This window comes from Chitinophaga sp. Cy-1792 (assembly GCF_011752935.1).
In the GTDB taxonomy this organism is placed as follows: Bacteria; Bacteroidota; Bacteroidia; order Chitinophagales; family Chitinophagaceae; genus Chitinophaga.
Genome location: NZ_VWWO01000003.1, coordinates 230746 through 256636 on the forward strand (window position 1 = coordinate 230746; position 25891 = coordinate 256636).

General features: G+C 44.5%; 33 protein-coding genes. 28 read left to right on the forward strand and 5 right to left on the reverse strand.

The genetic code is table 11. The features are described 5' to 3' along the window. Nucleotides 1-115 precede the first annotated feature (115 nt). From F3J22_RS30760 to F3J22_RS26220, 5 genes are read right to left on the reverse strand one after another with little or no spacing between them, the layout of a single operon-like run. Nucleotides 116-3262: a collagen-like protein gene (locus tag F3J22_RS30760; RefSeq protein WP_167020957.1), complete on the reverse strand. Its 3147-nt coding sequence runs from the start codon at nucleotides 3260-3262 to the stop codon at nucleotides 116-118. Nucleotides 3263-3273: 11 nt separating this feature from the next. Continuing rightward, on the reverse strand, nucleotides 3274-3639 hold the full coding sequence (locus F3J22_RS26205) for a hypothetical protein (RefSeq protein WP_167020958.1): 366 nt from the start codon (nucleotides 3637-3639) through the stop codon (nucleotides 3274-3276). Between the two features lie 59 nt (nucleotides 3640-3698). Then, on the reverse strand, nucleotides 3699-4865 hold the full coding sequence (gene porV, locus F3J22_RS26210) for a type IX secretion system outer membrane channel protein PorV (RefSeq protein WP_167020959.1): 1167 nt from the start codon (nucleotides 4863-4865) through the stop codon (nucleotides 3699-3701). Nucleotides 4866-4883: 18 nt separating this feature from the next. Further along, nucleotides 4884-5390, reverse strand: a complete 507-nt coding sequence (locus tag F3J22_RS26215; protein ID WP_167020960.1) for a T9SS type A sorting domain-containing protein — start codon at nucleotides 5388-5390, stop codon at nucleotides 4884-4886. A gap of 13 nt (nucleotides 5391-5403) precedes the next feature. After that, a complete protein-coding gene (locus F3J22_RS26220; protein WP_167020961.1) occupies nucleotides 5404-5628 on the reverse strand; it encodes a hypothetical protein in 225 nt (74 codons plus the stop codon). Between the two features lie 685 nt (nucleotides 5629-6313). Between F3J22_RS26220 and fusA the strand changes: the two genes are divergently transcribed. The 28 genes from fusA (at nucleotide 6314) to infA (ending at nucleotide 25883) form a co-directional block, all read left to right on the forward strand. Beyond that, nucleotides 6314-8458, forward strand: a complete 2145-nt coding sequence (fusA, locus tag F3J22_RS26225; RefSeq protein ID WP_205195708.1) for an elongation factor G — start codon at nucleotides 6314-6316, stop codon at nucleotides 8456-8458. A 306-nt stretch (nucleotides 8459-8764) separates the two neighbouring features. Then, nucleotides 8765-9550 carry a glycosyltransferase gene (locus F3J22_RS26230; RefSeq protein WP_167020962.1) on the forward strand — a complete coding sequence of 262 codons (786 nt, stop codon included), beginning with the start codon at nucleotides 8765-8767 and terminating at the stop codon, nucleotides 9548-9550. A gap of 16 nt (nucleotides 9551-9566) precedes the next feature. Beyond that, entirely contained in the window at nucleotides 9567-10352 is a 786-nt protein-coding gene (locus F3J22_RS26235) for a polysaccharide deacetylase family protein (protein ID WP_167020963.1), read from the forward strand. A 210-nt stretch (nucleotides 10353-10562) separates the two neighbouring features. Continuing rightward, on the forward strand, nucleotides 10563-11162 hold the full coding sequence (locus F3J22_RS26240) for a porin family protein (protein ID WP_167020964.1): 600 nt from the start codon (nucleotides 10563-10565) through the stop codon (nucleotides 11160-11162). Nucleotides 11163-12647: 1485 nt separating this feature from the next. Beyond that, nucleotides 12648-12953 (forward strand): 30S ribosomal protein S10, encoded by a 306-nt coding sequence (rpsJ, locus tag F3J22_RS26245; RefSeq protein ID WP_012789286.1) that lies wholly within the window; start codon nucleotides 12648-12650, stop codon nucleotides 12951-12953. A 192-nt stretch (nucleotides 12954-13145) separates the two neighbouring features. Then, the gene (gene rplC, locus F3J22_RS26250) at nucleotides 13146-13763 is read left to right on the forward strand and encodes a 50S ribosomal protein L3 (RefSeq protein WP_167020965.1); all 618 of its coding nucleotides are present in this window, start codon (nucleotides 13146-13148) and stop codon (nucleotides 13761-13763) included. A gap of 1 nt (nucleotide 13764) precedes the next feature. Further along, nucleotides 13765-14406 (forward strand): 50S ribosomal protein L4, encoded by a 642-nt coding sequence (gene rplD / locus F3J22_RS26255; protein WP_167020966.1) that lies wholly within the window; start codon nucleotides 13765-13767, stop codon nucleotides 14404-14406. Nucleotides 14407-14458: 52 nt separating this feature from the next. After that, nucleotides 14459-14758: a 50S ribosomal protein L23 gene (gene rplW, locus F3J22_RS26260; RefSeq protein ID WP_167020967.1), complete on the forward strand. Its 300-nt coding sequence runs from the start codon at nucleotides 14459-14461 to the stop codon at nucleotides 14756-14758. 87 nt (nucleotides 14759-14845) lie between these two features. Next, nucleotides 14846-15679 (forward strand): 50S ribosomal protein L2, encoded by an 834-nt coding sequence (gene rplB, locus F3J22_RS26265; RefSeq protein WP_167020968.1) that lies wholly within the window; start codon nucleotides 14846-14848, stop codon nucleotides 15677-15679. Nucleotides 15680-15746: 67 nt separating this feature from the next. Beyond that, nucleotides 15747-16013, forward strand: a complete 267-nt coding sequence (gene rpsS / locus F3J22_RS26270; RefSeq protein WP_111590145.1) for a 30S ribosomal protein S19 — start codon at nucleotides 15747-15749, stop codon at nucleotides 16011-16013. A gap of 45 nt (nucleotides 16014-16058) precedes the next feature. Beyond that, a complete protein-coding gene (gene rplV / locus F3J22_RS26275; RefSeq protein ID WP_111590146.1) occupies nucleotides 16059-16406 on the forward strand; it encodes a 50S ribosomal protein L22 in 348 nt (115 codons plus the stop codon). Between the two features lie 60 nt (nucleotides 16407-16466). Then, nucleotides 16467-17246, forward strand: a complete 780-nt coding sequence (gene rpsC, locus F3J22_RS26280) for a 30S ribosomal protein S3 (RefSeq protein ID WP_167020969.1) — start codon at nucleotides 16467-16469, stop codon at nucleotides 17244-17246. Nucleotides 17247-17300: 54 nt separating this feature from the next. Next, nucleotides 17301-17720 (forward strand): 50S ribosomal protein L16, encoded by a 420-nt coding sequence (rplP, locus tag F3J22_RS26285; RefSeq protein WP_167020970.1) that lies wholly within the window; start codon nucleotides 17301-17303, stop codon nucleotides 17718-17720. A gap of 68 nt (nucleotides 17721-17788) precedes the next feature. Beyond that, nucleotides 17789-17989, forward strand: a complete 201-nt coding sequence (rpmC, locus tag F3J22_RS26290) for a 50S ribosomal protein L29 (RefSeq protein ID WP_167020971.1) — start codon at nucleotides 17789-17791, stop codon at nucleotides 17987-17989. A gap of 58 nt (nucleotides 17990-18047) precedes the next feature. Beyond that, a complete protein-coding gene (rpsQ, locus tag F3J22_RS26295) occupies nucleotides 18048-18308 on the forward strand; it encodes a 30S ribosomal protein S17 (RefSeq protein WP_167020972.1) in 261 nt (86 codons plus the stop codon). A gap of 72 nt (nucleotides 18309-18380) precedes the next feature. Further along, on the forward strand, nucleotides 18381-18749 hold the full coding sequence (rplN, locus tag F3J22_RS26300) for a 50S ribosomal protein L14 (protein WP_073083202.1): 369 nt from the start codon (nucleotides 18381-18383) through the stop codon (nucleotides 18747-18749). A 168-nt stretch (nucleotides 18750-18917) separates the two neighbouring features. After that, nucleotides 18918-19256 (forward strand): 50S ribosomal protein L24, encoded by a 339-nt coding sequence (rplX, locus tag F3J22_RS26305; protein ID WP_167020973.1) that lies wholly within the window; start codon nucleotides 18918-18920, stop codon nucleotides 19254-19256. Beyond that, nucleotides 19256-19831, forward strand: coding sequence for a 50S ribosomal protein L5 (gene rplE / locus F3J22_RS26310; RefSeq protein ID WP_167020974.1), 576 nt, complete (start codon nucleotides 19256-19258; stop codon nucleotides 19829-19831). The genes rplX and rplE overlap by 1 nt, the downstream gene beginning before the upstream one ends. 20 nt (nucleotides 19832-19851) lie before the next feature. After that, the gene (gene rpsN / locus F3J22_RS26315) at nucleotides 19852-20121 is read left to right on the forward strand and encodes a 30S ribosomal protein S14 (RefSeq protein WP_167020975.1); all 270 of its coding nucleotides are present in this window, start codon (nucleotides 19852-19854) and stop codon (nucleotides 20119-20121) included. A 120-nt stretch (nucleotides 20122-20241) separates the two neighbouring features. Continuing rightward, entirely contained in the window at nucleotides 20242-20640 is a 399-nt protein-coding gene (gene rpsH, locus F3J22_RS26320) for a 30S ribosomal protein S8 (protein ID WP_167020976.1), read from the forward strand. 130 nt (nucleotides 20641-20770) lie between these two features. After that, nucleotides 20771-21325: a 50S ribosomal protein L6 gene (gene rplF / locus F3J22_RS26325; protein ID WP_167020977.1), complete on the forward strand. Its 555-nt coding sequence runs from the start codon at nucleotides 20771-20773 to the stop codon at nucleotides 21323-21325. 89 nt (nucleotides 21326-21414) lie between these two features. Next, on the forward strand, nucleotides 21415-21768 hold the full coding sequence (gene rplR / locus F3J22_RS26330; RefSeq protein WP_167020978.1) for a 50S ribosomal protein L18: 354 nt from the start codon (nucleotides 21415-21417) through the stop codon (nucleotides 21766-21768). A gap of 52 nt (nucleotides 21769-21820) precedes the next feature. Then, nucleotides 21821-22339, forward strand: a complete 519-nt coding sequence (rpsE, locus tag F3J22_RS26335) for a 30S ribosomal protein S5 (protein ID WP_167020979.1) — start codon at nucleotides 21821-21823, stop codon at nucleotides 22337-22339. 90 nt (nucleotides 22340-22429) lie between these two features. Next, nucleotides 22430-22615: a 50S ribosomal protein L30 gene (gene rpmD / locus F3J22_RS26340; protein WP_167020980.1), complete on the forward strand. Its 186-nt coding sequence runs from the start codon at nucleotides 22430-22432 to the stop codon at nucleotides 22613-22615. Between the two features lie 119 nt (nucleotides 22616-22734). After that, entirely contained in the window at nucleotides 22735-23181 is a 447-nt protein-coding gene (rplO, locus tag F3J22_RS26345; protein WP_167020981.1) for a 50S ribosomal protein L15, read from the forward strand. A 78-nt stretch (nucleotides 23182-23259) separates the two neighbouring features. Next, on the forward strand, nucleotides 23260-24603 hold the full coding sequence (gene secY / locus F3J22_RS26350) for a preprotein translocase subunit SecY (RefSeq protein WP_167020982.1): 1344 nt from the start codon (nucleotides 23260-23262) through the stop codon (nucleotides 24601-24603). Nucleotides 24604-24715: 112 nt separating this feature from the next. Further along, nucleotides 24716-25516: a type I methionyl aminopeptidase gene (map, locus tag F3J22_RS26355; protein WP_205195717.1), complete on the forward strand. Its 801-nt coding sequence runs from the start codon at nucleotides 24716-24718 to the stop codon at nucleotides 25514-25516. Between the two features lie 148 nt (nucleotides 25517-25664). Beyond that, nucleotides 25665-25883: a translation initiation factor IF-1 gene (infA, locus tag F3J22_RS26360; RefSeq protein ID WP_012789309.1), complete on the forward strand. Its 219-nt coding sequence runs from the start codon at nucleotides 25665-25667 to the stop codon at nucleotides 25881-25883. Nucleotides 25884-25891: the final 8 nt, after the last annotated feature.

Genomic DNA, 25891 nt, shown 5'->3' on the forward strand with positions numbered 1-25891 from the left:
CTTGCCTTTATACTTCCTGCATATTCATCTCCTCCAACATCCCCAAAACACAAATAAAAAAGCCGGACACCAAAGTGCCCGGCCCTACTTTATCTGAACTAAATCGCATCGCTGCCTACTTTACATTCACCAGCACCCTGATCTTTCCCTCACTACCGCCCATCTCCTCCAATGCCTTCCCGATAGCCTGACCCGGCTTCAGCTTATCCAAATCCGCCTTCATCGCATATCCCACCCTGCTGCTGGTTACCAATATATCCCCCCGATGAATCGCTCCCCCCTCATTACATACCTTCGTAGGAATAACTCCCACAACACCCATCGGTACCTTATCTGAAATATCTGTATCTATCTTCTCCTCCGTCATCAGCATACCTGGCTTAGTAGCATATACACCCGCTACCAATGAAGAATACGCCTCATTTGACTTCTCCACAGATCTATCTTTATTAACATCTATTATCAACACATCCCCAGGCTCGTAATTTTTAATGCTGCCACTAACATCAAAGGCCTCGGCCATATCTGCACCGCCTGTCTGTGTACCACCATCAAAGAAACCTTTACCAGTTTTGTCAATACGTGTCACATTAAAACCGCCTGACTGGAAGATCGCAATATCGCCGCTTGTCCCTTCATGATCCACCACCATGGCAGTTCCCAGGTCATTGGTGATTACCTGTAACGTGATGCCAAAACCAGTAGTTTCTGTATGCTCGAAATAACCAGCATAACCGCCTGTACCGGAAGCGACCCCATAAATACCGGCTGTGCCCGCATTACCAAAAATACTGTTCACCTCTCCTCTGACAGCCGCAGCAACCGCCGTATTATTGCTGTTTACAAAATTGGCAACATTGCCCAAAGCATGATTCGCAATCACACCAGGCCCTGCGCTTAGCACCTGTAAAACATTATCAGTATTAGTATTATTAAAACCCTGAATTAATACCGCATTCCCACTAGGGCCATTGTGGTCCAGCTCCGTAGCAGTACCCTGGCCAACGCTGGTTACATACAGTGCCCGACCGAAACCTGTAGTATTGCTATGCTCAAAATAACCGCCATAACCACCCGTTCCGGAAGCAATACCATACACGCCAGCGGTTCCATTGTTGCCAAAAATACTGTTCACTTCACCACGAACCCCGGCACCAACTCCACTGGTATTATTCATAAAGAAATTACCGGCATTACCCTGACTATGATCTGCAATCACACCAGGGCCAACATTCACCACCTCCACGGTATTATTGGTATTGGCATTGTTGGTATTTTCAAAAAATCCGCCCCGGCCAGTAGAGCCTGATATACCTACACGGCCTGCAACGGCGGCACCTGTACCAGCTGTATTGGTAGCAATAAATCCATATACACCATATCCGGCGCCATCGTTCCGGCCTACCACCGTACCAATGCCCGCAGTGCTGTTGCCACGTCCCGTTACGGCTTCACCGCCAGCTGTGTTATCTCCAACTACACCTCCTCCGGAAATATTAGTAGCAGTACCATGTAAGGCAAACCCACTGACGCCTGTAGCATCCACACCATTACCATTACTGCCAGTAGTAACCACTACCGTACTGATATTATTACTGGTGTTCAGGTTCTCAAACTTACCAGCCATACCACTACTACCGTTTACCCCCACACGCCCCAGTACGCCCACACCATTACCGGAGGCATCTGTGGCTATAAAACCTTGCACACCATAGCCCGGGCCATCATTACGTCCTACAACTGCACCCGTTGGTGTACCACTGTTACTCGTTGTAAGCCCTGTAATAGCTTCCCCGCCAACCGTATGATGGCCAAGTACGCCGGCTCCCGACAGAATATTGGAGGTGGCATTTACACCACTGCCTTGCACACTCACTGCATTGATACCATTTCCACCGGCACTCGCACTAACCTGAATGCCAGCCCCGCTGCCTGATGTAGTAACAGTAAGTGCATTGCTGGTATTGGCATTATTGGAGATAGCGATGTTAGCAGGCATGCCTGTGGTACTGGTCGCATATAAACCGGTTCCTGAGCTGGAATTGGCATAAACGCCAAAGCCGGACCCGGTCGCATTCCCGTAAACTCCGATTCCGGTAGGGGCAGTCCCATAAACTCCCCATCCTGCACCATTCTGCGAGCCCCATACACCTATACCTAAGCCGCCGGTGCCATTATTGGTTCCTTTTACGGCCGTAGCAAAACCACCGGGAGAAGTAGAAGACACAGTTCCAAGGATAGGCGTAATATTAGGGGAGGTAGAATTGGAAACGCCTGCCAACGATGTACCATCGCCATTGTTAGTCAGTGAGAACAAAGTACCGGGAAGATTAAAGGTGCCGGCATAAGGAATAACTAATCCTCCGCTATTGGCAGCTGGCCCCCAGTTGGTGCCATCAAATGTTAATAACTGACCTGCTGTTGGTGCAGTAGTAACTACAGGGAATCCCTGGATTTTAGCCACGGTAGGATTAGGGTACGTACCGCTAAGATCTCCACCCGCTGCAGCTCCGGCAATACTTCCTGCCGGACCTGCTGGTCCCTGTGGCCCCACAGGCCCCACTGGTCCTGTGGCACCTGCAACACCTGCCGGTCCTGCCGGTCCTGTCGCTCCTGCTGCTCCTGTTGCTCCCGCTGGTCCGATAGGTCCTGCCGGACCTTGTGCGCCCATAGCGCCGGTAGCTCCTGTTGCACCAGTTGCCCCGGGAAGTCCCATCGGTCCGATTGCCCCAATAGGGCCGGCTATTCCCTGCGGTCCTGTCGCTCCTGCCGGTCCCGTCACGCCAGGATCTCCTTTAGCTCCCTGAGGACCTGCGGGCCCCGCTGGTCCCGGATCTCCCTTAGGCCCCGGTGTACTATTGGCTGCAAATAAGGCAAATGGCACGCTCATCAACTGAGAAGTACCCAATTCTGAAAAATTACTTCCGCCAACAGATACTTCCACCCGCAAATACTGATTCGCCTGTGCCCAGGGAATCGATGCAAAGGAACCACTCACCGGCGAGCCTTTACCAATCTGTAAAGTGAAAAGCCCCAGCTGATTGGTGGTAACGTCCTGCGTTTCCTGGTACTGCACATTGCCGCCCGGCGAACCACTCAGCACTGTAAATCTTACCTGCAGGGCCTGATTGGGAAGTGTGGTACCGTTCGCATTTCGTGCTACAGCCTGATAGTTAATACCAGTCAGGGCATTCTGTGCCTTTGCCTGCTGGAGGAATAGGGCTGACAGGAACAAAATATATAGTAAAAGTTTCCTTTTCATAAGAGGCATTTTTATGGTTTTGCAGGTTTTTGTTGATTGGAATTTTCCTGTTCTAATACAGGTGGCTGAATAGCGGTAAAAGGTTTGAATAACTGATCTATCGGAAGGGTAGAAGTAGTTGCCGGTGTTTTGGCTGGAGCATCTGTATTGGGCTTGATCTGGGGAATGGTTTGTATGGATACCGGTGTGCCGGCAGGTTGTCCCGGATTGGCAGGAGGTGTCACCGCCGTACCATCTGCCGGTTTAACTGGTACCGGTACCGGTCTGGTAATTATTGCGCCATCAGATGTTTTGAGTGGCACTCTTGTCTGTGCGCCCGCCAGGCCAGGCAAGTGTACAGCAGCAATAAACAGTAAGAAAATAATCAGTGGTTTCATATGGGGGAAGTTGTTTTATTGTTTAAAGAGATGGTTATTAACCCGGTAAAAGACAGCAGTTAATGTGCTCCGCTGATATTGTAAAGCAGCGAAAATGTCAGCGTTTTCTTCTGATATAAACTGCCATCTGTAGGTATCAGGTAGGCCATGTTCAATTGAATATTCTGGAAACTTAATCCAATACCACTGCTGAAATGCTGACGGTAGCCTTTGTTAGGGTGCTCATAGAAATATCCGGCTCTCAGAAATAGTATCTGCTTGTAGGAATACTCTATTCCCGAACCTATGGTAAATTCTCTCAGCTCTTCCGTAAATCCGCCAGGGGCATCTCCAAAGGAGGAAAAAATGGAACCTACCACGCTCCGGTCAGGGTCTTGACCCTTCACAATGGTATTGGTAACCATACCGTTGGAGTCAAGCGCGTAAATCGGTGGGGTAGGTACCAGCAGCTTGTTGATTTCTGCAGTAATGGTAAAGGTGCTGGTGGTAGTATTAACAAAGGCATATCCGCCACCAATCCGCAGGTTCATCGGCAGGAAACTTTTCCGGTCCTTATCATCGGTATAGGAAAGCTTAGAGCCGATATTGGTAATGCTTACTCCAAAGCAGTACCTGTTGCCGAAATCCAGTTTGTCTGCACTATTCTGGTAATAAAATCCAATATCTCCTGCTACCGCAGATGCCGGCTTTTGCTGAAGACCATTGAAATTACCCTGTCCCAGCTGACTGCGTATATACCGCAGTGATATGGCCAGCGAAAAACGCTGCCCCAGCTTTCTGGCATAACTTCCGTCTACTGAAAATTCTTTGGGCGTATAGTCCTGTATGATCGTGCCATTATCATCCCGGAAGGTGATGTCGCCATAATTGAAATATTTCATGGACAAGCCTACTGCCTGGTCCTCTTCTTTGCCAATGCTTTTAAAGGCGGCGACATAGGCCATGTTGGACTGGCTGTTATTTATTCCCCACATCCAGGGCGAATAATTGGCGCTAACGCCCCAGTCGCCGGCAAATACAATCTTGGCGGCATTTGACCACAGGGCATTGACATCCGGACTCAGACCAGTGGGGGCATCACCGGTACCGGCACTGCGTGCATCCGGATTGACCAGCAGGAAACTTGCGCCAATATCAGGTGGCCGTTGCTGACTTTTCTGTGCCAGTAGTACCGATGGCACACAGCATATGCCTGCCAGCAAAATCAAGAGTTTATGTTTTTGCATATTCAAGCGCAATGAAGATTACTGAATAATTACTTTTTCGTAGAAAATCTGCTGCCCTACATGGATCCGCAGACTGTAAATCGCCGCAGCAAACCGGCTGACATTTATCTCAAACGTGTTCTGTCCAGGCCCTAAGGTCTGTTGGGTCGTATACATGGTCTGACCTGCAGTATTGATAAGTTCCAGCTGTACGTTTGCTGTTGCCAGCAGGTCCATTCGTACCTTCAGCACAGAGGCTGCCGGATTGGGAAATACGATGTAACCTTTGACAAGTGGTGCCGCCGGACTGATCGTCGGTAACTCGTCCGGCTGCTGAAAACCCTGCGTAAGCAGAAGGTGACCATCAGTAATCAGGGTAATGACAGGTTCTCCAACTGTATACTGAATACGGACCGTACCCGCTGTGCCACTTCCTCCGGTGGTAGCTGTTACCTGCCGGTTCAATACCAGCTGTGCCCTGACACAGGGCATACCTATGCTAAGGGTTACCAATAAGCAAAAGACTGTACGTGTTAAAATATTCATATAGTACTTGCTGTTAATGTGTGTGATCACTTTCTGGAAAAATTTCCTCTTCGGGCATCGGGGTAGCCAAAAGGGTAAACAATCGCTCTGTGCCTGCCAGCACAGATTTCAGCTTTTCGTTCTCTGCTTTTAATGCGTCAATGGGGAGGGCTTGCCATTGTCGGTGCTGACTCGACGCCTGTAGTAAATTGTGCAGCATGCTCAGGTCTTCCAGCATGCAACGGTTGATCATCTCCATAAGGAAGAAATTTGTGGTGGAAACAATGCTGTATGGTGTGCTCCCAGTAAAATGCAGGCATGAAAATTACAGCTCATGCTTATGATGCATAAGTAAGCCGGGTATCCGGTAAAATGTTGTAGGTCAGGTATAAAACACCCGATATCTCTTGTGGGGAGATTTTTTTGGGAGATTTATTTTGTAACGCTGAACCTGCCCCGCCACCAATGGATCGGGCGAAAAACTGTAATGATGCTTATCCTACAGAAATATAAGGCCGGTTGAAATGCAAAGCCAGGTCTGTAACTAATTAGGGAACAATAAATAAGAAGGATAAGTATTATTTTATCATGGTTTTTTCAGGTTTTGGATAAAGAAATAGTTTCGACGTGCTGTACCAGTTAACTAGTTAAAGGTGAGTAGGTTGCCCTTCTATTGTAACGCTTCTGACTGCAATTGAACACCAAATGCTATTAAAATGTTCTCTAAATTTATCGAATCATTTAAAAACTCTTGATAAGTTTATGAAATCTGGCAGATAATTTTTCGAATCCGGTCACTTTTGTCGGGCATATGGCAAGGCCCGCAAAGCCTCATTATTCGTTAAAGAATAAATAACAATTTCACAATCCGGGGAGGTTTTATTTATTGACGAAAATAGATTACCTTTGCCCCCCAAATTGCATTATTTAGTCATTTTAATATTATGGCAGACTTAAGATTTCAAAGGAACTTTGGTATTGCGGCGCACATTGATGCGGGTAAAACCACTACCACAGAGCGTATCCTGTATTATACAGGTAAATCCCACAAGATTGGTGAGGTACACGAAGGTGCCGCTACCATGGACTGGATGGCACAGGAGCAGGAGAGAGGTATTACCATTACATCTGCTGCTACCACTTGTTTTTGGAATTTTCCAACTTTACAAGGTAAAGCACAGCCAGATACCAAACAATATAAATTCAACATCATCGATACTCCAGGCCACGTGGACTTCACCGTTGAGGTAGAACGTTCCCTGCGCGTACTGGATGGTCTGGTGGCACTGTTCTGCGCTGTATCCGGCGTTGAGCCTCAGTCTGAAACCGTTTGGCGCCAGGCTAACCGCTACCGTGTACCACGTATCGGTTTTGTTAACAAAATGGACCGCTCCGGTGCTGACTTCTTAAACGTTGTTAAGCAGGTGAAAGAAATGCTGGGTGCTAACCCTGTTCCTTTGACCCTGCCTATCGGTGCAGAAGATACTTTCAAAGGTGTGGTTGATCTGATCACCATGAAAGGTATCATCTGGGACGAAGAAGGTAAAGGTGCTACCTACCAGGAAATTGATATTCCTGCTGACATGGTAGACGAAGCTAACGAATGGAGAGCTAAACTGGTAGAAGCAGTTGCTGACTACGATGATAAACTCATGGAGAAATTCTTCGATGATCCTAATACCATCACTGAAGCTGAAATCCACGAAGCTATCCGTAAAGCTACCATCGATATCGCTATCATCCCTATGATGTGCGGTTCTTCCTTCAAAAACAAAGGTGTTCAGAAAATGCTGGATGCGGTTTGCCGTTACCTGCCTTCTCCAATGGACATCGAAGCAGTAAAAGGTACTAACCCTGATACTGGTGAAGATATCGAACGTAAACCAGATGCTAAAGAACCATTCGCTGCACTGGCGTTCAAAATCATGACCGATCCTTTCGTAGGTCGTCTGGCATTCTTCCGGGCTTACTCTGGTCACCTGGATGCAGGTTCTTACGTTCTCAATACCCGTACAGGTAAAAACGAGCGTATCTCCCGTATCATGCAGATGCACGCTAACAAACAGAACCCTATCGATTTCATCGAAGCTGGTGATATCGGTGCGGCTGTTGGTTTTAAAGATATCAAAACCGGTGATACCCTCTGCGATGAGAACAATCCTATCGTACTGGAATCAATGACCTTCCCTGAGCCGGTAATCTCCATCGCTATCGAGCCTAAAACTCAGGCAGATGTGGACAAAATGGGTATGGCCCTCGCTAAACTGGTAGAAGAAGATCCTACCCTGAAAGCTAAAACCGACGAAGAAACCGGTCAAACCGTTCTTTCCGGTATGGGTGAGCTTCACCTCGAAATCATCGTTGACCGTATGCGTCGCGAATTCAAGGTAGAAGTTAACCAGGGTGCACCTCAGGTTGCTTACAAAGAAGCACTGACTGTGAAAGTAGCTCACCGCGAAACATTCAAGAAACAATCCGGTGGTAAAGGTAAGTTCGCCGATATCCAGATCGAGATCGGACCTGCTGACGCAGAATGGCTGAAAGAAAACGACGGTAAATCATTCCAGTTCATCAACGATATCTTCGGTGGTGCTATTCCAAAAGAATTCATCCCTGCTGTTCAGAAAGGCTTCGAAGCTTCTATGAACCAAGGTGTTCTGGCTAACTTCCCGCTCGTAAGCATGAAAGTTCGTCTGTTCGACGGTGGTTTCCACGCAGTGGATTCCGACGCGATGTCCTTCGAACTTTGCGCTAAACAAGCCTTCCGTGAAGCTGGCCGCAAAGCTAAACCAGTTCTGCTCGAGCCAATCATGAAAGTAGAAGTTCAAACCCCAGACCAATACATGGGTGACGTAACAGGTGACCTGAACCGTCGTCGTGGTATGCTGGAAGGTATGGACTCCAAAAACGGTGTTCAGGTAATTAAAGCTAAAGTTCCACTGAGCGAAATGTTCGGTTACGTAACCCAGCTGCGTTCCCTGTCTTCCGGTCGCGCTACTTCCATCATGGAATTCTCTCACTACGCTCCAGCTCCAAACAACGTTGCTGAAGAAGTGATCGCGAAAGTTAAAGGAAAAGTAAACGCTTAATTTTTAAGTGTTTCCAAATACTGAAAAAGGGTCTCTACATCGTAGAGGCCCTTTTTTGTTTTATCCCCCTAAAATGCTATTGCAATTGACCTTTCTTTACCTACTTTAGATATTAATAACCTGCAACTGTCACAAAATACTTTTTGCCTGCCAGGGTTCCCGGTTCACCGGGGGCCCTTTTTTATTCCTCCGCCACTTCCCACAGAATTATTTTAGCACCCGCAATAGAGGGTGTCGCAAAATCAGGGCGTTATCAGTTTACGAGTACCTGTATTTTTTTAGTTTACTGATAGCCGCTTTGTAGTTATGTCATTGCCAATCACCACCGCTGCATTTCCTGCAACTGTTATAATAAGACCGGCAGAACCGGTAGTTCTTACTCCTGGCCTGGATCTGATTCTGCCATGTTGGAATCCCTCCGGCCAGTGGGTGGAAACTTTAATCCAACATTACCATGATGTCGTAACCATCATGGGAAAAGTACCGGTACAGTTAATCCTTGTCAACGACGGCTCCCTGAAAAACTTTTCCCAGAAACATATTTCCTGGCTGGAAGCCGCTATACCAGGCATTATTGTAGTAGACAACAAAATTAACAGAGGAAAGGGATACGCCATACGAGAAGGCGTAAAACGCTCCCAGCACGCTTACCAGGTATATACAGATCTTGATTTCCCATTTGGCGTTGCCGCCGTTAAACAGGTATACGATGCCCTGCAGAATGGCATGGACGTCGTAGCCGGTGAAAGGGGAGAAGCTTATCTTCGCGAACTGCCACGAAAAAGACGTATCATTACCAGGATCAATCGCACGATGAATAAATTTATCCTGCGTTTGAAAGTAAATGATGCCCAGGCCGGCCTCAAAGGCTTTAACATGATCGGCAGGGATATTCTTCTGGATACCACTATCGATGGGTTCCTGTATGATAGCGAATTCATGTACAGAGCCGGTAAACGCCCACGCATCAGAATGGCTGGCGTACCCGTTTACTGCCGCCCCGGTATTACTTTTTCAGCATTTAAGATGAAATTGCTGTTCAAAGAATTAAGAAACTATTTAAAAATTGTAGCCGGACCTAAAACAGTTTAGTATTTCAAATAGTAGCATGAGTAAGCAGCAAAAAAGGATATTGATCAGTGTGGATGTAGAAGAATTCGATATCCCGGAAGAATTTGGCCAGCAGGTATCGCTCCAGGATAAACTGGAAATATCCCGGAAAGGTCTGCAGCTTACCCTCGACCTCTTCGAAAAATACAACGTCAGAGCTACCTTTTTCATTACCGCCTACTGGGCACAGCATTATCCCGAATTAATCCGCCGCATCGCCGCCAGCCACGAAGTGGCTTCCCATGCCTACTACCATAGCACCTTTTCCGAGGCAGACCTGGAAGGCTCCCGGCTCGCCCTGCAGGAAATCAGCGGGCAACAGGTAAAAGGCTTCCGCATGCCCCGCCTGCGTAAGGTAAACATGGCCGCCCTGCAAAGTGCAGGCTATCTGTACGATTCCTCTGTCAACCCCACCTGGCTGCCTGGCAGATATAACAACTGGCACCTGCCACGTACCCTTTTTAAAGACCAGGATGTCTGGATTATCCCCTCTTCCGTTTCTCCGCTTTTAAGATACCCTATTTTCTGGCTTAGCGTCAAAAATGCACCGTTATGGGTTACAAAGCATTTCAGCCGCCAGATCCTCCGAAAAGACCCCTACCTGTCATTCTATTTTCACCCATGGGAATTGGTGGATTTAAAAAGCTGGCAACTGCCTGGTTATATCAAAAATGTTTCCGGTCAGAAAATGTATGCCCGACTCGACGGTTTCCTCTCTTTCCTCCAGCAGCGCGGGGAATTCTGCGCACATATTGATCTCTTAGCATCTGAAAAAAATAATTAATTTTTTTATACTGAGATACAACAACATCAGTTTTTATCTGTTATCCTTATTTATTAGTTAGTTATACATGAACTGATGATTCAGTTCAACGTATGTATGTAGCGCGAACGAACCCGTGTAGTATCGACCAATTGTGCATGCCCCCTCCTTTTTACCCCCTACCTCACGTGAATATTCCACACTGTTATTTATTAAACTAAAAACTAAATCATGAAAAAAATTCGTCTCTTAACCCTTGTGTTATTGACAATGATGTATGGTAGTGTAAAAGCTCAAATCCAGAAAGGAAATATAATGGTGGGAGCAGACGTTACCAATCTTGGTTTCATTTTTCAGAAGTCCAGTACCACCTTTGATTTTAACCTGACGCCCAAAGTAGGTTGGTTTATTAAAGACGGGCTTGCTTTAGGTGGTTATGTTAACTTTGGCTTACATAGCGTAAAAGATAACGGAAGTGATGTGACATATGGTGTTGGTGCCTTTGCCCGCTATTATGTCGAAGATAAAAATGTCCGGAAACTGGAATTCTCCAAAAGAGTTCGCTTCTTCATGGAAGCCAATGCAGGTTTAGCTGGTGCCAATCCGGCAAATGGTACGTCTACCAATGGTTTGAATGTTGGTATCGGCCCTGGTATTTCCTACTTCATCACACCAAATATCGGCCTGGAAGGATTGCTGAAATATGACCTGACCGTAGGTGGTGGTAATTCAACCACAGCCAATCATCTGAGCCTGAATGTGGGCTTCCAGATTTTCCTGCCTTCTGCGAAAGCTAAACAGATTTATAAATCTGAAAAGAGCGGTCAGTAAGCTTTTGAAGCATACAGATCCGTTTAAATACACCTTATTTTCAATGGTCCCGGATGAACTCCGGGGCCATTTTTTATATAGGAATCCTTACTCCTGGCGAAATGAACAGAATGAATAAACAGGCTGATAAATGAATATACTGAACAGGAGTTATTTGATGTGAAGCCTTTATTTTTGGTAGCATGAGCAGTGCTTTTGCTCGTTTGGGATTGCCGAAAACCAAGAAAAGAGTAGGTGCAACAATGATAATTTCTATACTATGCTGGACACAATTATCGCAGCGCTGGTAAAGTTCTTGAACACTGTTACTGGAGCCCTGTAATGTAACATTACGGTTCATTGACAGCTGGGTATGCCGAAAACCAGAAGAGAGAGTAGGCAAAACACTAAATCTGTATGTATGATTTTAGATGCATTGAATACCTTTTTGAGAGGTTTATTGGCAGTTCTGATGTCAGCATTGGGTGGCCTGTAATCCGGGTTTTAGCCTAAATGATTGTCCGTATTTTCCGTTGTTGTACGGAGCCAGGATTCTGGGAAATGCCGAAAACCAGTAACAGAGTAGGCTCTCATTTATTGTACTAATTATATGAGCACACTGAATCAATTGTTGCAATCACTGATTGCGCTCCTCAAAGCATTACTGGGTGGCCTGTAAGATAGGTTGTCTACGCTGATCAGGGATATTACCAAGGTGCATATCGCTGACAGACAAATTTTCACCGCTGCGGTTATCGCAGCGGTTTTTTTTATGCAGATGATTGGTTAGGATAACGAATTATTGTAATAGTATTTAATTATGTCAGATGATTAAATTTTTATGTGTAATAGTTGTGTTCGTTATGTTATAGAATGCTTGCTGGTGGCTGAATGAATAAAATGAATATACAGTTGGGAATGAATGAAAATGAACGATTGCAAAATGAATGATTGCTTTTATTTTCGATGTACCCTAAGGGTATGGTTAACCTGCTGGCATTGCCGAAAACCAGCTTAAACATAGAGTAGGCATTTACCTATTAAAACCTAAAAAAATGGATTTACTGAATCAACTGCTGGCTCTGGTATTGCAATTAGTAAAATCATTACTGGGCGGTATCGGTGGCGGTTTACCTCTGTAAGAGGAACCAAGGCCGAGTTTTTGCTCTGGTTATTCCTAAGGGCTGCTCCGGGAGAGCAGCCCTTACTTTTTTGGGAAAATGCGAGGAAAAGCAGATTTTTTTTGGTTTTCTGAAATAGGTTTAACTATATTTGTCAAAATCAGCATGTTAACTAACTATAAGGCCTAAGCTTCACAAAATGAATACTTTCCATCGCCTTTGCTGATAATATCCTGCACCGTTTACCCCCCGCCAACTGCCAAAGCATGTCTTTTGACAGTAATCTTATATTTTTTTCCGGAGAATTATTTGCCAAATAAAAAGAAAGGGTTACCTTTGCCCTCCCAAATTGTAAGGGGAAAAAACAAAGAGAAGTTCATTGCATATGTCTCAGAGAATAAGAATCAAGCTGAAGTCCTACGATCATAACCTGGTAGATAAGTCTGCTGAGAAGATCGTCAAAACCGTGCGTAACACGGGCGCCGTGGTAACAGGTCCAATTCCTTTACCTACAGAGAAGAAAATTTTTACAGTGCTGCGTAGCCCGCACGTAAACAAGAAAGCGCGCGAGCAATTCCAGTTGTGCACTCACAAACGCTTACTGGATATCTACACCTCTTCTTCCAGAACTGTAGATGCGCTCAGCAAACTGGATTTACCTTCCGGTGTAGAAGTTGAAATTAAAGCATAGGACAACAGCAAGGCTGGGCAAAAGGCCCGCCTTTAATTGATTTATGGTTATTCTACTGATTTTCAGAGGAATAACAATTTTAACAAATTAACATAGGTCGCGCCTTCTGGGCGGCCGCCCAATAAAGTATTTAAACCGCCCATCCTGGGGATAGCTAGAAATCCCCCAGGCGCTGGGTAAAATCATATATAAATGAAAGGTATTATTGGTAAAAAGATTGGTATGACCAGCATCTTCGAAGCTAATGGTAAGCAAACTGCTTGCACCATTATCGAAGCTGGTCCCAACGTTGTAACCCAGGTAAAAAACCTGCAGGATGATGGTTACAATGCAATTCAGGTTTCTTTCGGTGATAAGAAAGAAAAGCACACCACTAAAGCAGAATTGAATCACTTCGCGAAAGCAAGCACCTCTCCCAAACGTTTTGTAAAAGAATTCCGCAACCCGGACGTACAGAAAGCCCTCGGCGAATCTATCACCTGTGATATCTTCACAGAAGGTGAATTAGTTGACGTTGTTGGTACTTCTAAAGGTAAAGGTTTCCAGGGTGTTGTTAAACGCCACGGATTCAGCGGTGTGGGTGAAGCTACCCACGGTCAGCACGACAGATCCAGAGCTCCTGGTTCCGTTGGTGGATCTTCTTATCCTTCCCGCGTTTTCAAGGGTATGAGAATGGCAGGTCAGACAGGTAACGAAAGAGTGAAAGTGAAAGGCCTGAAAGTTCTGAAAATTTTCCCTGAGAAAAATTATATCCTGGTAAGTGGTTCCGTTCCCGGCCACAATGGTTCAATCGTTTTAATCCAGAAGTAACATGAAGATCGATATCTTAAATATACAAGGTAAGCAGACTGGAAGATCTATTGACCTGCCCGAAGAGATTTTTGGTGTTGAACCAAACAACCACGTAATCTATCTGGCGGTTAAACAATACCTGGCTGCACAGCGTCAGGGTACTCACAAAGTGAAAACCCGTGCTGAAGTAAAAGGTGCTTCCCGTAAACTGCACAAACAAAAAGGTACTGGTGGTGCCCGTAAAGGTAACATCCGTAACCCTCTCTATAAAGGTGGTGGTACCATTTTCGGACCAAAACCTCACTCCTGGAGCATTAAACTGAACAGAAAAGTGAAAGATCTCGCTAAGATCTCTGCACTGTCTGTTAAAGCTAAGGCTAACAGCATCATCGTTGTTGAAGACCTGGCTATCCAGACTCCAAAAACAAAAGAATTCGTTGGTATCTTAAAGAACCTGAACATCAACGTTGACGGTAAGAAAACTATGTTTATCACACCGGAATACAATGAAAGTGTTTACCTGTCTTTAAGAAACATCCCTACTGTGGACGGTGCTATGCTGAGCGATATCAATACTTATGATATCATGAACAGCAACTACCTGGTATTCACAGAAAGCGCTGCAAAAATCTTCACTGAAGAGCCTGTTGTAGAAGCTTAATAGGTTGTAAACCAATTAAATAACACAGCTATAAAGCTATAAGCTATATAAGATGAGACCATCAGATGTTTTAATCAAACCGGTAGTAACCGAAAAGGTGAACAAACAGACCGAAAAATTCAACCGCTACTACTTCATCGTTGACAAAAAAGCCAACAAACTGGAGATCAAAAAAGCAGTGGAAGAATTCTACGGTGTGGCAGTTTCAGAAGTGAATACTGCAGTTATGCCAGGTAAAGCTAAATTCCGCTTTACTAAAGCCGGTTTCATTGCGGGTAAAAAACCGTCTTACAAAAAGGCGATCATTACCCTCGCTCAAGGCGAAACTATCGATCTGTATGCTAACATGTAGTGCCGTTCCGGCCTTATAAGCCGGGATGTGGATGTATATGCAGATCACTAATCATAAATTAATAACATTTAACTTTTTCAGAAAGTAATGGCACTGAAGAAATTTAAACCAATGACAGCTGGTACCCGTTGGAAAATCGGTAACGCTTACGCGGAACTGACCTCGGATACTCCAGAAAAATCCCTCCTCGAGCCTGCTAAGAGAAGCGGCGGTAGAAACGCTCAGGGTAGGATGTCTATGCGCTATATCGGTGGCGGTCATAAAAAACAATACCGTGTTATAGACTTCAAACGCGACAAACAGAATATTCCTGCTACAGTTAAAACCATCGAGTACGATCCAAACCGTAGTGCTTTCATCGCACTGGTTGCTTACGCAGATGGTGAAAAACGTTACATCATCGCTCCTCAGGGTCTGCAGGTTGGTGGCACTGTTATCAGTGGCGCTGAAGTTGCTCCTGAAGTAGGTAACGCACTGTTGCTGAAAAATATGCCGCTGGGTACTGTAGTTCACAACATCGAACTGCAACCTGGTAAAGGTGGTGCAATCGCCAGAAGTGCTGGTGCTTACGCACAACTGAGCAACAAGGAAGAAAAATACGCCGTACTGAAAATGCCTTCTGGTGAGCTCCGTAAAGTGCTCAACACTTGTATGGCTACTGTAGGTACCGTTTCTAACTCCGACCACGCCCTGCAATCTATCGGTAAAGCAGGTGCTAACCGTTGGAGAGGTATCCGTCCTCGTAACCGAGGCGTTGCGATGAACCCAGTGGATCACCCAATGGGTGGTGGTGAAGGTAAATCTTCAGGTGGTCACCCTAGATCCAGAACAGGTAAATATGCGAAAGGTCTGAAAACCAGAAAATCGCATAAGAGCTCTGATAAACTGATCATCAGCAGAAAGAACGGTAAAAAATTATAATATTTCGGAATTCGGGTTCCGGCCTTAAAACCGGAATCCGAAATTGGAAAATCATAAAAGAAACAACATGGCTCGTTCCATAAGAAAAGGTCCTTACGTTGACCAGAAATTAGAGAATAAAGTAGAAAAAATGAACGCAGGCACTAAGCGCACAGTTATCAAAACCTGGAGCCGCCGTTCTACTATTACTCCTGATTTCGTAGGCCACACCTTCGCAGTTCACAATGGCAACAAATTCATTCCTGTTTACGTAACAGAATTTATGGTTGGCCATAAACTGGGCGAATTTGCACCTACCCGTAACTTCAGAGGACACGCAAACAAGAAAATGTAATTATAGTCTGAGCAATCAGACACTAAATAATAAAAGAAATTTAAAATGGAAGCAGTAGCTAAGCTGAACAATAATCCGACATCTACCCGCAAAATGCGTTTGCTGGCAGACCTGATCCGTGGTCTGGATGTCGAAAAGGCTTTGAATATTTTGAAATTCCATCCTAAGCACCCAAGCGTACCTTTAGAAAAACTGCTGGTATCTGCTATCGCTAACTGGAAAGTGAAGAACGAAGGTGCAAGGGTAGAAGATGCTAACCTGATTGTTAAAACTATCATGGTTGACGGTGGCCGCACCCTGAAAAGAATGCGCCCTGCTCCACAAGGTAGAGGTTACAGAATCCGCAAGAGAAGTAACCACGTTACAATCGTAGTGGACGGTAAAAACGCTTAAGTGTTTAATACCACAGAGAGAAATTAAAACTATTTAAACTAATAGACAAATAACCAGAACATGGGTCAGAAAACAAATCCTATTGGTAACAGGTTAGGTATCATCAGAGGATGGGACTCTAATTGGTATGGCAGCAAGAAAGATTTTGCTACCAAACTGATTGAAGATAACAAGATCAGAACTTATCTGAATGCCCGTATCAACAAAGGTGGCATTTCTAGAGTTGTGATCGAAAGAACTTTAGGTAAGTTGATTATCACTGTTCATACTTCTAAACCTGGTATCATCATAGGTAAAGGTGGTAACGAAGTTGACCGCATCAAAGAAGAACTGAAGAAACTGACAGGTAAAGAAGATGTTCAGATTAACATTCTGGAAATCCGTCGCCCTGAAATGGATGCCAACATCGTTGCTGAAACAATTGCTAAACAAATCGAAAGCCGTATCAACTACAAACGCGCTATCAAAATGGCAATTGCTACTGCACTGAGAATGGGTGCTGAAGGTATCAAAATCAAAGTAAGCGGACGTCTGGGTGGTGCTGAAATCGCTCGCTCCGAAGAAATGAAACAAGGCCGTACTCCTTTACATACTTTCCGTATGGACATCGACTACGCTTCCCTGTTTGCATTAACCGTTTACGGTAAAATCGGTATCAAAGTATGGATCTGTAAAGGTGAAGTACTGGGTAAACGCGATCTGAACCCTAACGTTCTGACCGGTAAAGAAGGTGACAACCGTGGTGGCCGTGAACATGGTCACGACAATCACCGTGGTGGCGAAAGAAGAGATCGTGGTGACAGAAGAGGCGGTGATAACCGTGGCGGTGGCCGTAGATAATATCTGACGGTACCAGATTTAAACAATTTACTATTAACATTAACAATATAGACGATGTTACAGCCAAAAAGAGTGAAACATAGGAAGATGCACAAAGGTCGCATCAAAGGGAACGCTAAAAGAGGCGCAACCCTGTCCTTTGGTACTTTCGGCCTCAAAGCATTAGAACCTAAATGGATCACCGACCGCCAGATTGAAGCTGCTCGTGTTGCTTTAACCAGGCACATGAAACGTGAAGGTAACGTTTGGATCCGCATTTTCCCTGATAAACCTATCACCGCTAAACCTCTCGAGGTAAGGATGGGTAAAGGTAAAGGTGCTCTTGACCATTGGGCAGCAGTAGTTAAACCAGGTAGAATTTTATTTGAAGCAGATGGCGTTCCTTTACAGGTTGCCAAAGAAGCGATGGAACTCGCTGCACAAAAACTGCCTATCAAAGTAAAATTTGTTACCAGCCGCGACTACGTAGCTTAATCCCTGCAGGTTACATTTAAACTATAAATCCAGAACCCGTGAAAACGGGTCTGTTTAAATCAAATACAATGGCAAAAGAAAAGCTGGATCTGAAAGGCCTGAGCGAACAAGATCTGAAAGAGAAAATCTCTGCAGAACAACTCCGCTTGAAGAAAATGACATTCGGTCATGCAATTACGCCTATCGAAAATCCAATGAGCATCCGCTCAGTAAGACGCGATATCGCACGCATGAATACCGAACTGCGCAGAAGACAACTGGGCTTCTAATCCTAAGCATTAGTATAACATTTAAGGCCTCCCCCAGGGAGAGTTAAATATTTCAACAATGACGACCGAAAGAAAATTAAGAAAATCCAGGATTGGTGTAGTTTCCTCCAACAAAATGGATAAAACCATTACTGTAAAAGTGGAGCGTAAAGTAAAGCACCCTATCTATGGTAAGTTCGTTAAAAAAACTACCAAGTTCATGGCTCATGACGAAAATAATGAGTGCAGCATTGGCGATACCGTGAAAATCATGGAAATCCGCCCAATGTCCAAGAACAAATGCTGGAGACTGGTAGAAGTAATCGAAAAAGTAAAATAATTATTTCTTTGTTTCAAGCTGTTGCCGGCAATCCCGGTTTCAGCCGCTGACTAAACAATAAATCTCATTACGATGATACAACAAGAATCAAGGCTGAACGTAGCTGATAACTCTGGTGCTAAAGAAGTTCTTTGCATCCGCGTATTAGGTAACTCAGGTCAGGACTACGCTAAAGTAGGTGATAAAATTGTGGTGACTGTTAAGGATGCAATTCCTGGCGGTGGCGCGAAAAAAGGTATGGTTACTAAAGCCGTAATCGTAAGAACTAAAAACAAATTACGTCGTAAAGACGGTTCTTATATCCGTTTCGATGATAACGCGGTTGTACTGCTGAACAACTCAGACGAACCTCGCGGTACCCGTATTTTCGGTCCGGTTGCCCGTGAGCTCAGAGATAAGGGTTATATGAAAATTATCTCCCTGGCTCCTGAGGTGTTGTAATATTATCGAAGTTGGAATTTTGGCGCTTTTCAGTATCATTTACCGGAAAAACCCAAAATTCCAATATTTGTAAATATTTCTTATCTTTGCAGCCCGTTTGCAAGAACGAAAAAACATTTATCAAGCGAAACCATGGTTTCGCTTGGCGTTTATTAATAAATCAAAGTAATGAAAACTAGATTTAAGCCTAAATTCAACATTAAGAAGGGCGACCTGGTTGCGGTTATTGCCGGTGATGACAAGGACAGAACCAAAGCTCGTAAAGTGCTGGAAGTTCAACCAGAAAAAGCCCGCATTATTGTAGAGGGCGTTAATATTATTACCAAACACACCAAACCTACTGCTCAGAACACCAAAGGTGGTATCGTTAAGCAGGAGGCCCCTATCGCTATCTCTAATGTGATGCTGTGGGATGCCAAAACCGGCGCTCCTACCCGTATCAACAAATCAAGAGAAAACGGTAAATTAGTTCGTATCGCTAAAAAATCAGGGGAGGTAATTAAATAATGTCAAATACTAAATATACTCCGAGACTGCAGAATAAATACAAAGACGAAGTTGTATCTGCACTGATGAAGAAATTCAACTACAAATCAGTAATGCAGGTTCCTCGTCTGGTTAAAATCTGCCTGAACCAAGGTATCAATGGTGCAGTAGGTGATAAAAAACTGGTGGATATCGCAGTTGACGAAATGACGCGTGTATCTGGTCAGAAAGCTATCGCTACTCTGTCTAAGAAAGATATCTCCAACTTCAAACTCCGTAAAAACATGCCTATCGGTGCCCGCGTTACGCTGCGTTCAACTAATATGTATGAGTTCCTGGATCGTTTGATCTCTGTTTCCCTGCCACGTGTACGTGACTTCAAAGGTGTAAACGAGAAAGCTTTTGATGGCCGTGGTAACTATACCATGGGTATCACTGAACAAATCATCTTCCCGGAAATCGATATCGATAAAGTGACTAAAATGTCAGGTATGGATATCACTTTCGTGACAACTGCTACCACTAACGAAGAAGCTTACGAGCTCCTGAAAGAAATGGGTATGCCGTTTAAGAATATGAAAAAAGATAATCAGTAAATCGAAACGATAATTAAACTATGGCAAAAGAATCCGTAAAAGCCAGACAAAGGAAAAGAGAAGCTATGGTAGCCAAATTTGCAGAAAAACGCGCTGCGCTGAAAGCTGCTGGTGACTATACTGCTCTGGACCAACTGCCTAAGAACGCTTCGCCTGTTCGTCTGAAAAACAGATGCCAGCTGACCGGTCGTCCTAAAGGATACATGCGTCACTTCGGCCTCTGCAGGAACATGTTCCGTGACCTGGCGCTCGCTGGTAAAATCCCTGGTGTTAGAAAAGCCAGCTGGTAATTTTTTCTGGAATCAGTGTAAATGCACGCATTTATCCTGCTTCCTTTCTATTAGTTATTTGATTCCCATCTTATACTGATTGGATATCGCATTGTAAAACATCATCAAACTATTTCAACAATGGTTACTGATCCAATAGCAGACTTCCTGACTAGAATTAGGAACGCTCAAATGGCCACCCACAGGATCGTGGAAATTCCGGCTTCCAAGCTGAAAAAACGTATTACAGAAATTCTGTACGATAAAGGTTATATCCTGAAGTACAAATTCGAAGAAGATAACAAACAAGGCGTTATCAAAATCGCTTTGAAATACGATCTTCAAACTAAAGAACCTGCCATCAAAGAACTGACCCGCATTAGCCGTCCAGGTCTGCGTCAGTACGCTAAACCTGAAGAGTTTAAACGCGTTAAAAACGGTTTAGGTATCGCTATCATCTCTACTTCTAAAGGTGTAATGACCGATAAAGAAGCGAAAGCACAGAACGTAGGTGGTGAAGTAGTTTGCTCCGTATACTAATAAAATTATTTGTTTAGCGGTTGGAAGCCAACCGCTAAACTTCGTAGGTTATCTGCCATCTAAGCTCACTATACGGCGCTGAAAACAGGTAATCGGTACTATATCTCATAACAATATTCAATTTTAAGTTATGTCTCGTATAGGTAGAGCTCCTATCAAACTGGCTGCAGGTGTTACAGTATCTGTTTCCCCAGCCAACGAAATAACAGTAAAAGGTCCTAAAGGTGAACTGAAAGGTTCCATCGATAGAGACATTAAAGTAGAAGTAGCTGACGGCGTGCTGAACGTGATCCGTCCTACTGATCAGATCCGCCACAAAGCACTGCACGGTCTGTACCGCGCCCTGCTCCAGAACATGGTAACCGGTGTAACTGAAGGCTACAAAAAACAACTTGAACTGGTGGGTGTGGGTTATAAAGCTGCTCATGCTGGTCAATTACTCGACCTGTCCCTGGGTTACTCTCACAACATCGTGTTCGAAATCCCGGCTGAACTGAAAGTTTCTACCCTGACTGAAAAAGGACAGAACCCTAAGATCATGCTGGAAGGTATCGATAAACAATTACTTGGCCAGGTTGCCGCTAAAATCCGTAGCCTCCGTAAACCAGAACCATACAAAGGTAAAGGTGTACGCTACAGCGATGAAGTGGTTCGTAAGAAAGCTGGTAAATCAGCAGGTAAATAACATATTTAAATTAGCTAATCAGCTCCTGAGCTGGTTAGCTGGTTTTAACAACATCCCGGCAGCATCGGGATTATAAAAAAACACTCAAAATGAGCACAAAAGTTAACAGGAGACAGAAGATCCGTTACCGCATCCGTAAGAAAATCTCTGGTACTGCCAAAGCACCAAGATTATCTGTATTCCGCAGTAACAGCGACATCTATGTGCAACTGATCGATGATACCAACGGTACAACACTGGCGTCTGCTTCTTCCCGTGATAAGGATATCCAGGCACAGAAAGGTACCAAATCTGAAAAATCCAAACTGGTTGGTGCTGCACTGGCTACTAAAGCTGTTGCATTAGGTGTTACCACCTGCATCTTCGACAGAAGTGGTTACTTATATCATGGTCGTGTTAAAGCAGTAGCTGAAGGCGCAAGAGAAGGCGGTCTCCAGTTTTAATAAACAGGGTCCGAATTTTTAAATTCTGAACAAGTAATTCTTATAAAATAAAATGGCAAAGAATTCATTCAATAAAGTTAAAGCCGGTGACCTGGAACTGAAAGAGAAAGTTGTGGCGATCAACCGTGTTACTAAAACCACCAAAGGCGGTCGTACTTTCAGTTTCTCCGCTCTGGTTGTTGTAGGTAACGAAAACGGCGTGGTAGGTCATGGTCTGGGTAAAGCTAAAGAAGTACAGCAGGCTATCACTAAAGGTATAGACGATGCTAAAAAGAACCTGATTAAAGTTCCTGTTATGCATGGTACTATTCCTCACGATCAGTTCGCTAAAGAAGGCGCCGCTAAAGTGCTCATCAAACCAGCTGCTCATGGTACTGGTGTGATCGCTGGTGGTTCTATGCGTGCTGTGCTGGAAAGCGCTGGCGTTACCGACGTACTGGCTAAATCTTTAGGTTCTGCTAACCCACACAACGTGGTAAAAGCTACCTTTAAAGCTCTGGGTCTGCTCCGCGAACCTATCAGCATAGCTAAAACCAGAACTGTATCTCTGAAGAAAGTATTCAACGGTTAATCTGTTCTCCGCAAGGAGAACCGGTTTACCCGGAATCTTGAACATATTTATTAACAATTAAATTACTCCGCCTCCAGCGGATAGGGATTTATGGCAAAGATTAAAATCACTCAGGTGAAAAGTGGTATCGACCGTCCTGAAAGGCAGAAACTGACCCTGAAGGCACTGGGACTGACTAAAATGAACGCTTCTGTTGAAGTGGAAGCTACTCCTCAGATCCTGGGTATGGTGACTAAAGTAAACCATCTGGTTAAAGTTGAGCAGGTAAACGCATAAGCGTAACACTGCTGTGGGATTGTCTGTTGATAATCTTAGCTTTACATTTGTAACTTTAGAATTGATACTTTACATTTAAGCGAGCGGTTAATTTCCGCGTAAGTAAAAAAAATTGAATTATGAATCTGCATTCATTACAGCCTGCTGCAGGCTCCGTACATAAAGAAAAACGTCTTGGCCGTGGTGAGGCTTCCGGTAAAGGTGGTACCTCCACAAAAGGTAACAAAGGTATTCAATCCCGCGCTGGTTACTCCAGCAAAAGAGGCTTCGAAGGAGGCCAGATGCCTATCCAACGCCGTATGCCTAAACGTGGCTTTAAAAATAACAACCGCGAAGAATTCCAAATCTTCAACCTGGGCCAACTCGATCATTTAGTTGAGAAATACGGTCTGCAGGAGTTCAACCTGGAAAATCTGTTCATGAATGGCCTGATCAACAGAACTGCAAAAGTTAAGATCCTGGCTAACGGTGAACTGAAAAGCAAAGTGACTGTTAAAGTAAACGCTATCAGCGAAAAAGCTAAAACAGCCATCGAAGCAGCAGGTGGATCAGTAGAACTGGTATAAGACTTTACGACTGAGGAGACGCCTACGGAGTAGTGCGTCTTTTCATATTTAATAGCGCTATTAAACCTTTATCTTCCTGTGAAGAAATTTATCGAAACGATTAAGAATATCTGGAGTATTGAGGATCTGCGTAACCGCATCTTAACCACCCTGCTCCTGGTCCTCATTTACCGTGTAGGATCTTATATCACATTACCTGGTATTGATGCCAACGCCCTCTCCAACTTTTCCAAGAGTTCTAACCAGGGGATTCTAGGTCTGTTCAACATGTTTGCAGGTGGATCGTTTTCAAGAGCTTCCATCTTCGCGTTAGGTATTATGCCTTTCATTTCCGCGTCTATTGCTATTCAATTGTTAACTATAGCAGTACCTTATTTCCAGAAATTGCAGAAAGAAGGGGAGAGCGGTCGCAAAAAGATCAACCAGTACACCCGTTTGCTCACAGTTGTGGTAACCGGTTTGCAGGCCAGCGCTTATGTGGCTTACCTGCGTAACCAGTCCAGTGGCGCTATTATTCCTGAGTATGGCTTCTTCTTCTTCACCGTTTCTACTACCGTAGTCCTCACCGCAGGTACTATGTTCGTAATGTGGCTCGGTGAAAAAATCACTGATAAAGGAATCGGTAACGGTACCTCCATCATCATCATGATGGGTATCCTGGCCCGTCTCCCACAGGCTATTCTGACAGAATTCTCTACCAGAGTAGAAGGTGAAGGCGGTGGCCCTATCCTGTTCCTCATCGAAATCGCCATCTTCATCCTGATCACTATCGGTTTGATTCTGCTGGTACAAGGTACCCGCAAAATCCCGGTTAACTACGCTAAACGTATTGTAGGTAATAAACAATATGGTGGTGTTCGCCAGTTCATTCCACTGAAAGTGAACGCTGCCGGTGTTATGCCTATCATTTTTGCTCAGGCTATTATGTTCATCCCGGCTACCCTGATCGGTTTCGCAACCAGTTCAGAAGGTGCTGGCAGCTTCATGCGTATTTTCTCTGATCATACAAATGGCTGGTACAACGTAATCTATGCGGTACTCGTTATCGTATTCACATATTTCTATACTGCGCTCATCTTCAACCCGACCCAAATGGCGGATGAAATGAAACGTAATAACGGTTTCATCCCAGGTGTTAAACCTGGTACTGCTACTGCCGATTATATCGGTGCAGTAATGGACCGTATCACCTTGCCAGGTGCATTCTTCCTGGCGCTGGTGGGTGTTATGCCAGGTGTAGCTGCTGCTTTCCATGTAAACAGCAACTTTGCCACCTTCTTCGGTGGTACTTCCCTGCTGATCATGGTGGGTGTTATCCTCGATACACTCCAGCAGATCGAAAGCCAGCTGCTCATGCGTCATTACGATGGCTTAATGAGCACCGGCCGTATCAAAGGCAGAACAGCTCCGGCAAACGCATAAGTGATGTTGTAGCCCCCATAAGGGCATAGAAATAGACATAGCCACAGAAGCATATTTTAAACTATGCTTTGGTGGCTATGTTATTTAACTGTCAGGTAAGAAAAAGATTGTTATGATTCATTATAAGACTAAGGAAGAAATTGAACTCATCCGTAAAAGTGCTTTGCTCCTCAGCGCTGCACTGGCTGAAGTAGCTAAAAGTATCAAGCCAGGAATGAGTACAATTGAAGTGGATGCAGTAGCTGATAAATTTATCGTTGAAAACGGTGGCGTGCCTTCTTTCAAAAACTATAAAGGCTTTCCTGCTGCCTGCTGCATCTCTGTGAATGAGGAAGTAGTACACGGAATCCCTAACAAATATGTACTGAAAGACGGTGATATCGTAACGGTGGATTGCGGCGTATTTATGAACGGTTTCCACGCCGACAGTGCTTATACCTTTGCCATCGGTAATGTGGCTGAAAATGTACTCCGCCTCATGGGTGCTACCAAAGCTTCTTTATACAAGGGTATTGAGAAAGCTATCGTTGGTAACCGTATCGGCGACATCAGCTACGCTATCCAGGAATACACAGAGAAGGAGAGAGGGTATGGTGTGGTAAGAGACCTCGTAGGCCACGGCCTGGGTCGTAACCTGCACGAAGACCCACAGGTGCCTAACTACGGTAAACGTGGCAGCGGTCCTGTGATGAAAGAAGGCCTGGTTATCGCCATCGAACCGATGATCAACCTGCGCAAAAAAGATGTGGAATACCTGGAAGACGGATGGACAATCGTCACCGCCGACAACAGCCCTTCTGTTCATTTTGAGCATACAGTAGCTGTAGGAAAGGGGAAAGCGGATATTTTATCTTCCTTTACGGATATCGAGCGTGAAGAGAAAAATAACCCAGAGTTAAATACAAACTATTAATTATAAAGAGTATATCTATTTATAATTTTATTTATTTAAAAGAATAGTAGATAGGATTTAATAAACAGACTGGCAATAATAATAATAATCCGGGGAAATTTTTCTATTTCAAAAGATAAATGCTATCTTTGCAGTCCTAAAAATTTTTATGGCAAAACAGGCACTCATTAAGCAGGATGGAATAATATTAGAAGCCTTGTCGAACGCTATGTTCCGTGTAAAGCTGGAGAATGGGCATGAGATTTTGGCCACCATTTCTGGAAAGATGAGAATGCACTACATCCGCATTCTGCCAGGAGATAAGGTGGGGGTTGAAATGAGCCCGTATGATTTATCTAGGGGCCGTATAATTTTCAGATACAAGTAAGTTAAAAA

Bases quoted from the DNA above. Each gene is read 5' to 3' on its own strand.
- rpsQ (WP_167020972.1), top strand. From the start codon at position 18,048: ATGACGACCGAAAGAAAATTAAGAAAATCCAGGATTGGTGTAGTTTCC.
- rplB (WP_167020968.1), top strand. From the start codon at position 14,846: ATGGCACTGAAGAAATTTAAACCAATGACAGCTGGTACCCGTTGGAAA.
- rpsJ (WP_012789286.1), top strand. From the start codon at position 12,648: ATGTCTCAGAGAATAAGAATCAAGCTGAAGTCCTACGATCATAACCTG.
- rplE (WP_167020974.1), top strand. From the start codon at position 19,256: ATGTCAAATACTAAATATACTCCGAGACTGCAGAATAAATACAAAGAC.
- rpmD (WP_167020980.1), top strand. From the start codon at position 22,430: ATGGCAAAGATTAAAATCACTCAGGTGAAAAGTGGTATCGACCGTCCT.
- rplC (WP_167020965.1), top strand. From the start codon at position 13,146: ATGAAAGGTATTATTGGTAAAAAGATTGGTATGACCAGCATCTTCGAA.
- rplP (WP_167020970.1), top strand. From the start codon at position 17,301: ATGTTACAGCCAAAAAGAGTGAAACATAGGAAGATGCACAAAGGTCGC.
- F3J22_RS26215 (WP_167020960.1), bottom strand. From the start codon at position 5,390: ATGAATATTTTAACACGTACAGTCTTTTGCTTATTGGTAACCCTTAGC.
- rplW (WP_167020967.1), top strand. From the start codon at position 14,459: ATGAGACCATCAGATGTTTTAATCAAACCGGTAGTAACCGAAAAGGTG.
- rplO (WP_167020981.1), top strand. From the start codon at position 22,735: ATGAATCTGCATTCATTACAGCCTGCTGCAGGCTCCGTACATAAAGAA.
- rplV (WP_111590146.1), top strand. From the start codon at position 16,059: ATGGAAGCAGTAGCTAAGCTGAACAATAATCCGACATCTACCCGCAAA.
- rplX (WP_167020973.1), top strand. From the start codon at position 18,918: ATGAAAACTAGATTTAAGCCTAAATTCAACATTAAGAAGGGCGACCTG.
- rpsH (WP_167020976.1), top strand. From the start codon at position 20,242: ATGGTTACTGATCCAATAGCAGACTTCCTGACTAGAATTAGGAACGCT.
- rplD (WP_167020966.1), top strand. From the start codon at position 13,765: ATGAAGATCGATATCTTAAATATACAAGGTAAGCAGACTGGAAGATCT.
- rpsS (WP_111590145.1), top strand. From the start codon at position 15,747: ATGGCTCGTTCCATAAGAAAAGGTCCTTACGTTGACCAGAAATTAGAG.
- infA (WP_012789309.1), top strand. From the start codon at position 25,665: ATGGCAAAACAGGCACTCATTAAGCAGGATGGAATAATATTAGAAGCC.
- F3J22_RS30760 (WP_167020957.1), bottom strand. From the start codon at position 3,262: ATGAAAAGGAAACTTTTACTATATATTTTGTTCCTGTCAGCCCTATTC.
- rpsE (WP_167020979.1), top strand. From the start codon at position 21,821: ATGGCAAAGAATTCATTCAATAAAGTTAAAGCCGGTGACCTGGAACTG.
- F3J22_RS26240 (WP_167020964.1), top strand. From the start codon at position 10,563: ATGAAAAAAATTCGTCTCTTAACCCTTGTGTTATTGACAATGATGTAT.
- map (WP_205195717.1), top strand. From the start codon at position 24,716: ATGATTCATTATAAGACTAAGGAAGAAATTGAACTCATCCGTAAAAGT.
- F3J22_RS26230 (WP_167020962.1), top strand. From the start codon at position 8,765: ATGTCATTGCCAATCACCACCGCTGCATTTCCTGCAACTGTTATAATA.
- rplN (WP_073083202.1), top strand. From the start codon at position 18,381: ATGATACAACAAGAATCAAGGCTGAACGTAGCTGATAACTCTGGTGCT.
- F3J22_RS26205 (WP_167020958.1), bottom strand. From the start codon at position 3,639: ATGAAACCACTGATTATTTTCTTACTGTTTATTGCTGCTGTACACTTG.
- rpmC (WP_167020971.1), top strand. From the start codon at position 17,789: ATGGCAAAAGAAAAGCTGGATCTGAAAGGCCTGAGCGAACAAGATCTG.
- rpsC (WP_167020969.1), top strand. From the start codon at position 16,467: ATGGGTCAGAAAACAAATCCTATTGGTAACAGGTTAGGTATCATCAGA.
- rplF (WP_167020977.1), top strand. From the start codon at position 20,771: ATGTCTCGTATAGGTAGAGCTCCTATCAAACTGGCTGCAGGTGTTACA.
- F3J22_RS26235 (WP_167020963.1), top strand. From the start codon at position 9,567: ATGAGTAAGCAGCAAAAAAGGATATTGATCAGTGTGGATGTAGAAGAA.
- rpsN (WP_167020975.1), top strand. From the start codon at position 19,852: ATGGCAAAAGAATCCGTAAAAGCCAGACAAAGGAAAAGAGAAGCTATG.
- porV (WP_167020959.1), bottom strand. From the start codon at position 4,865: ATGCAAAAACATAAACTCTTGATTTTGCTGGCAGGCATATGCTGTGTG.
- rplR (WP_167020978.1), top strand. From the start codon at position 21,415: ATGAGCACAAAAGTTAACAGGAGACAGAAGATCCGTTACCGCATCCGT.
- F3J22_RS26220 (WP_167020961.1), bottom strand. From the start codon at position 5,628: ATGGAGATGATCAACCGTTGCATGCTGGAAGACCTGAGCATGCTGCAC.
- fusA (WP_205195708.1), top strand. From the start codon at position 6,314: ATGGCAGACTTAAGATTTCAAAGGAACTTTGGTATTGCGGCGCACATT.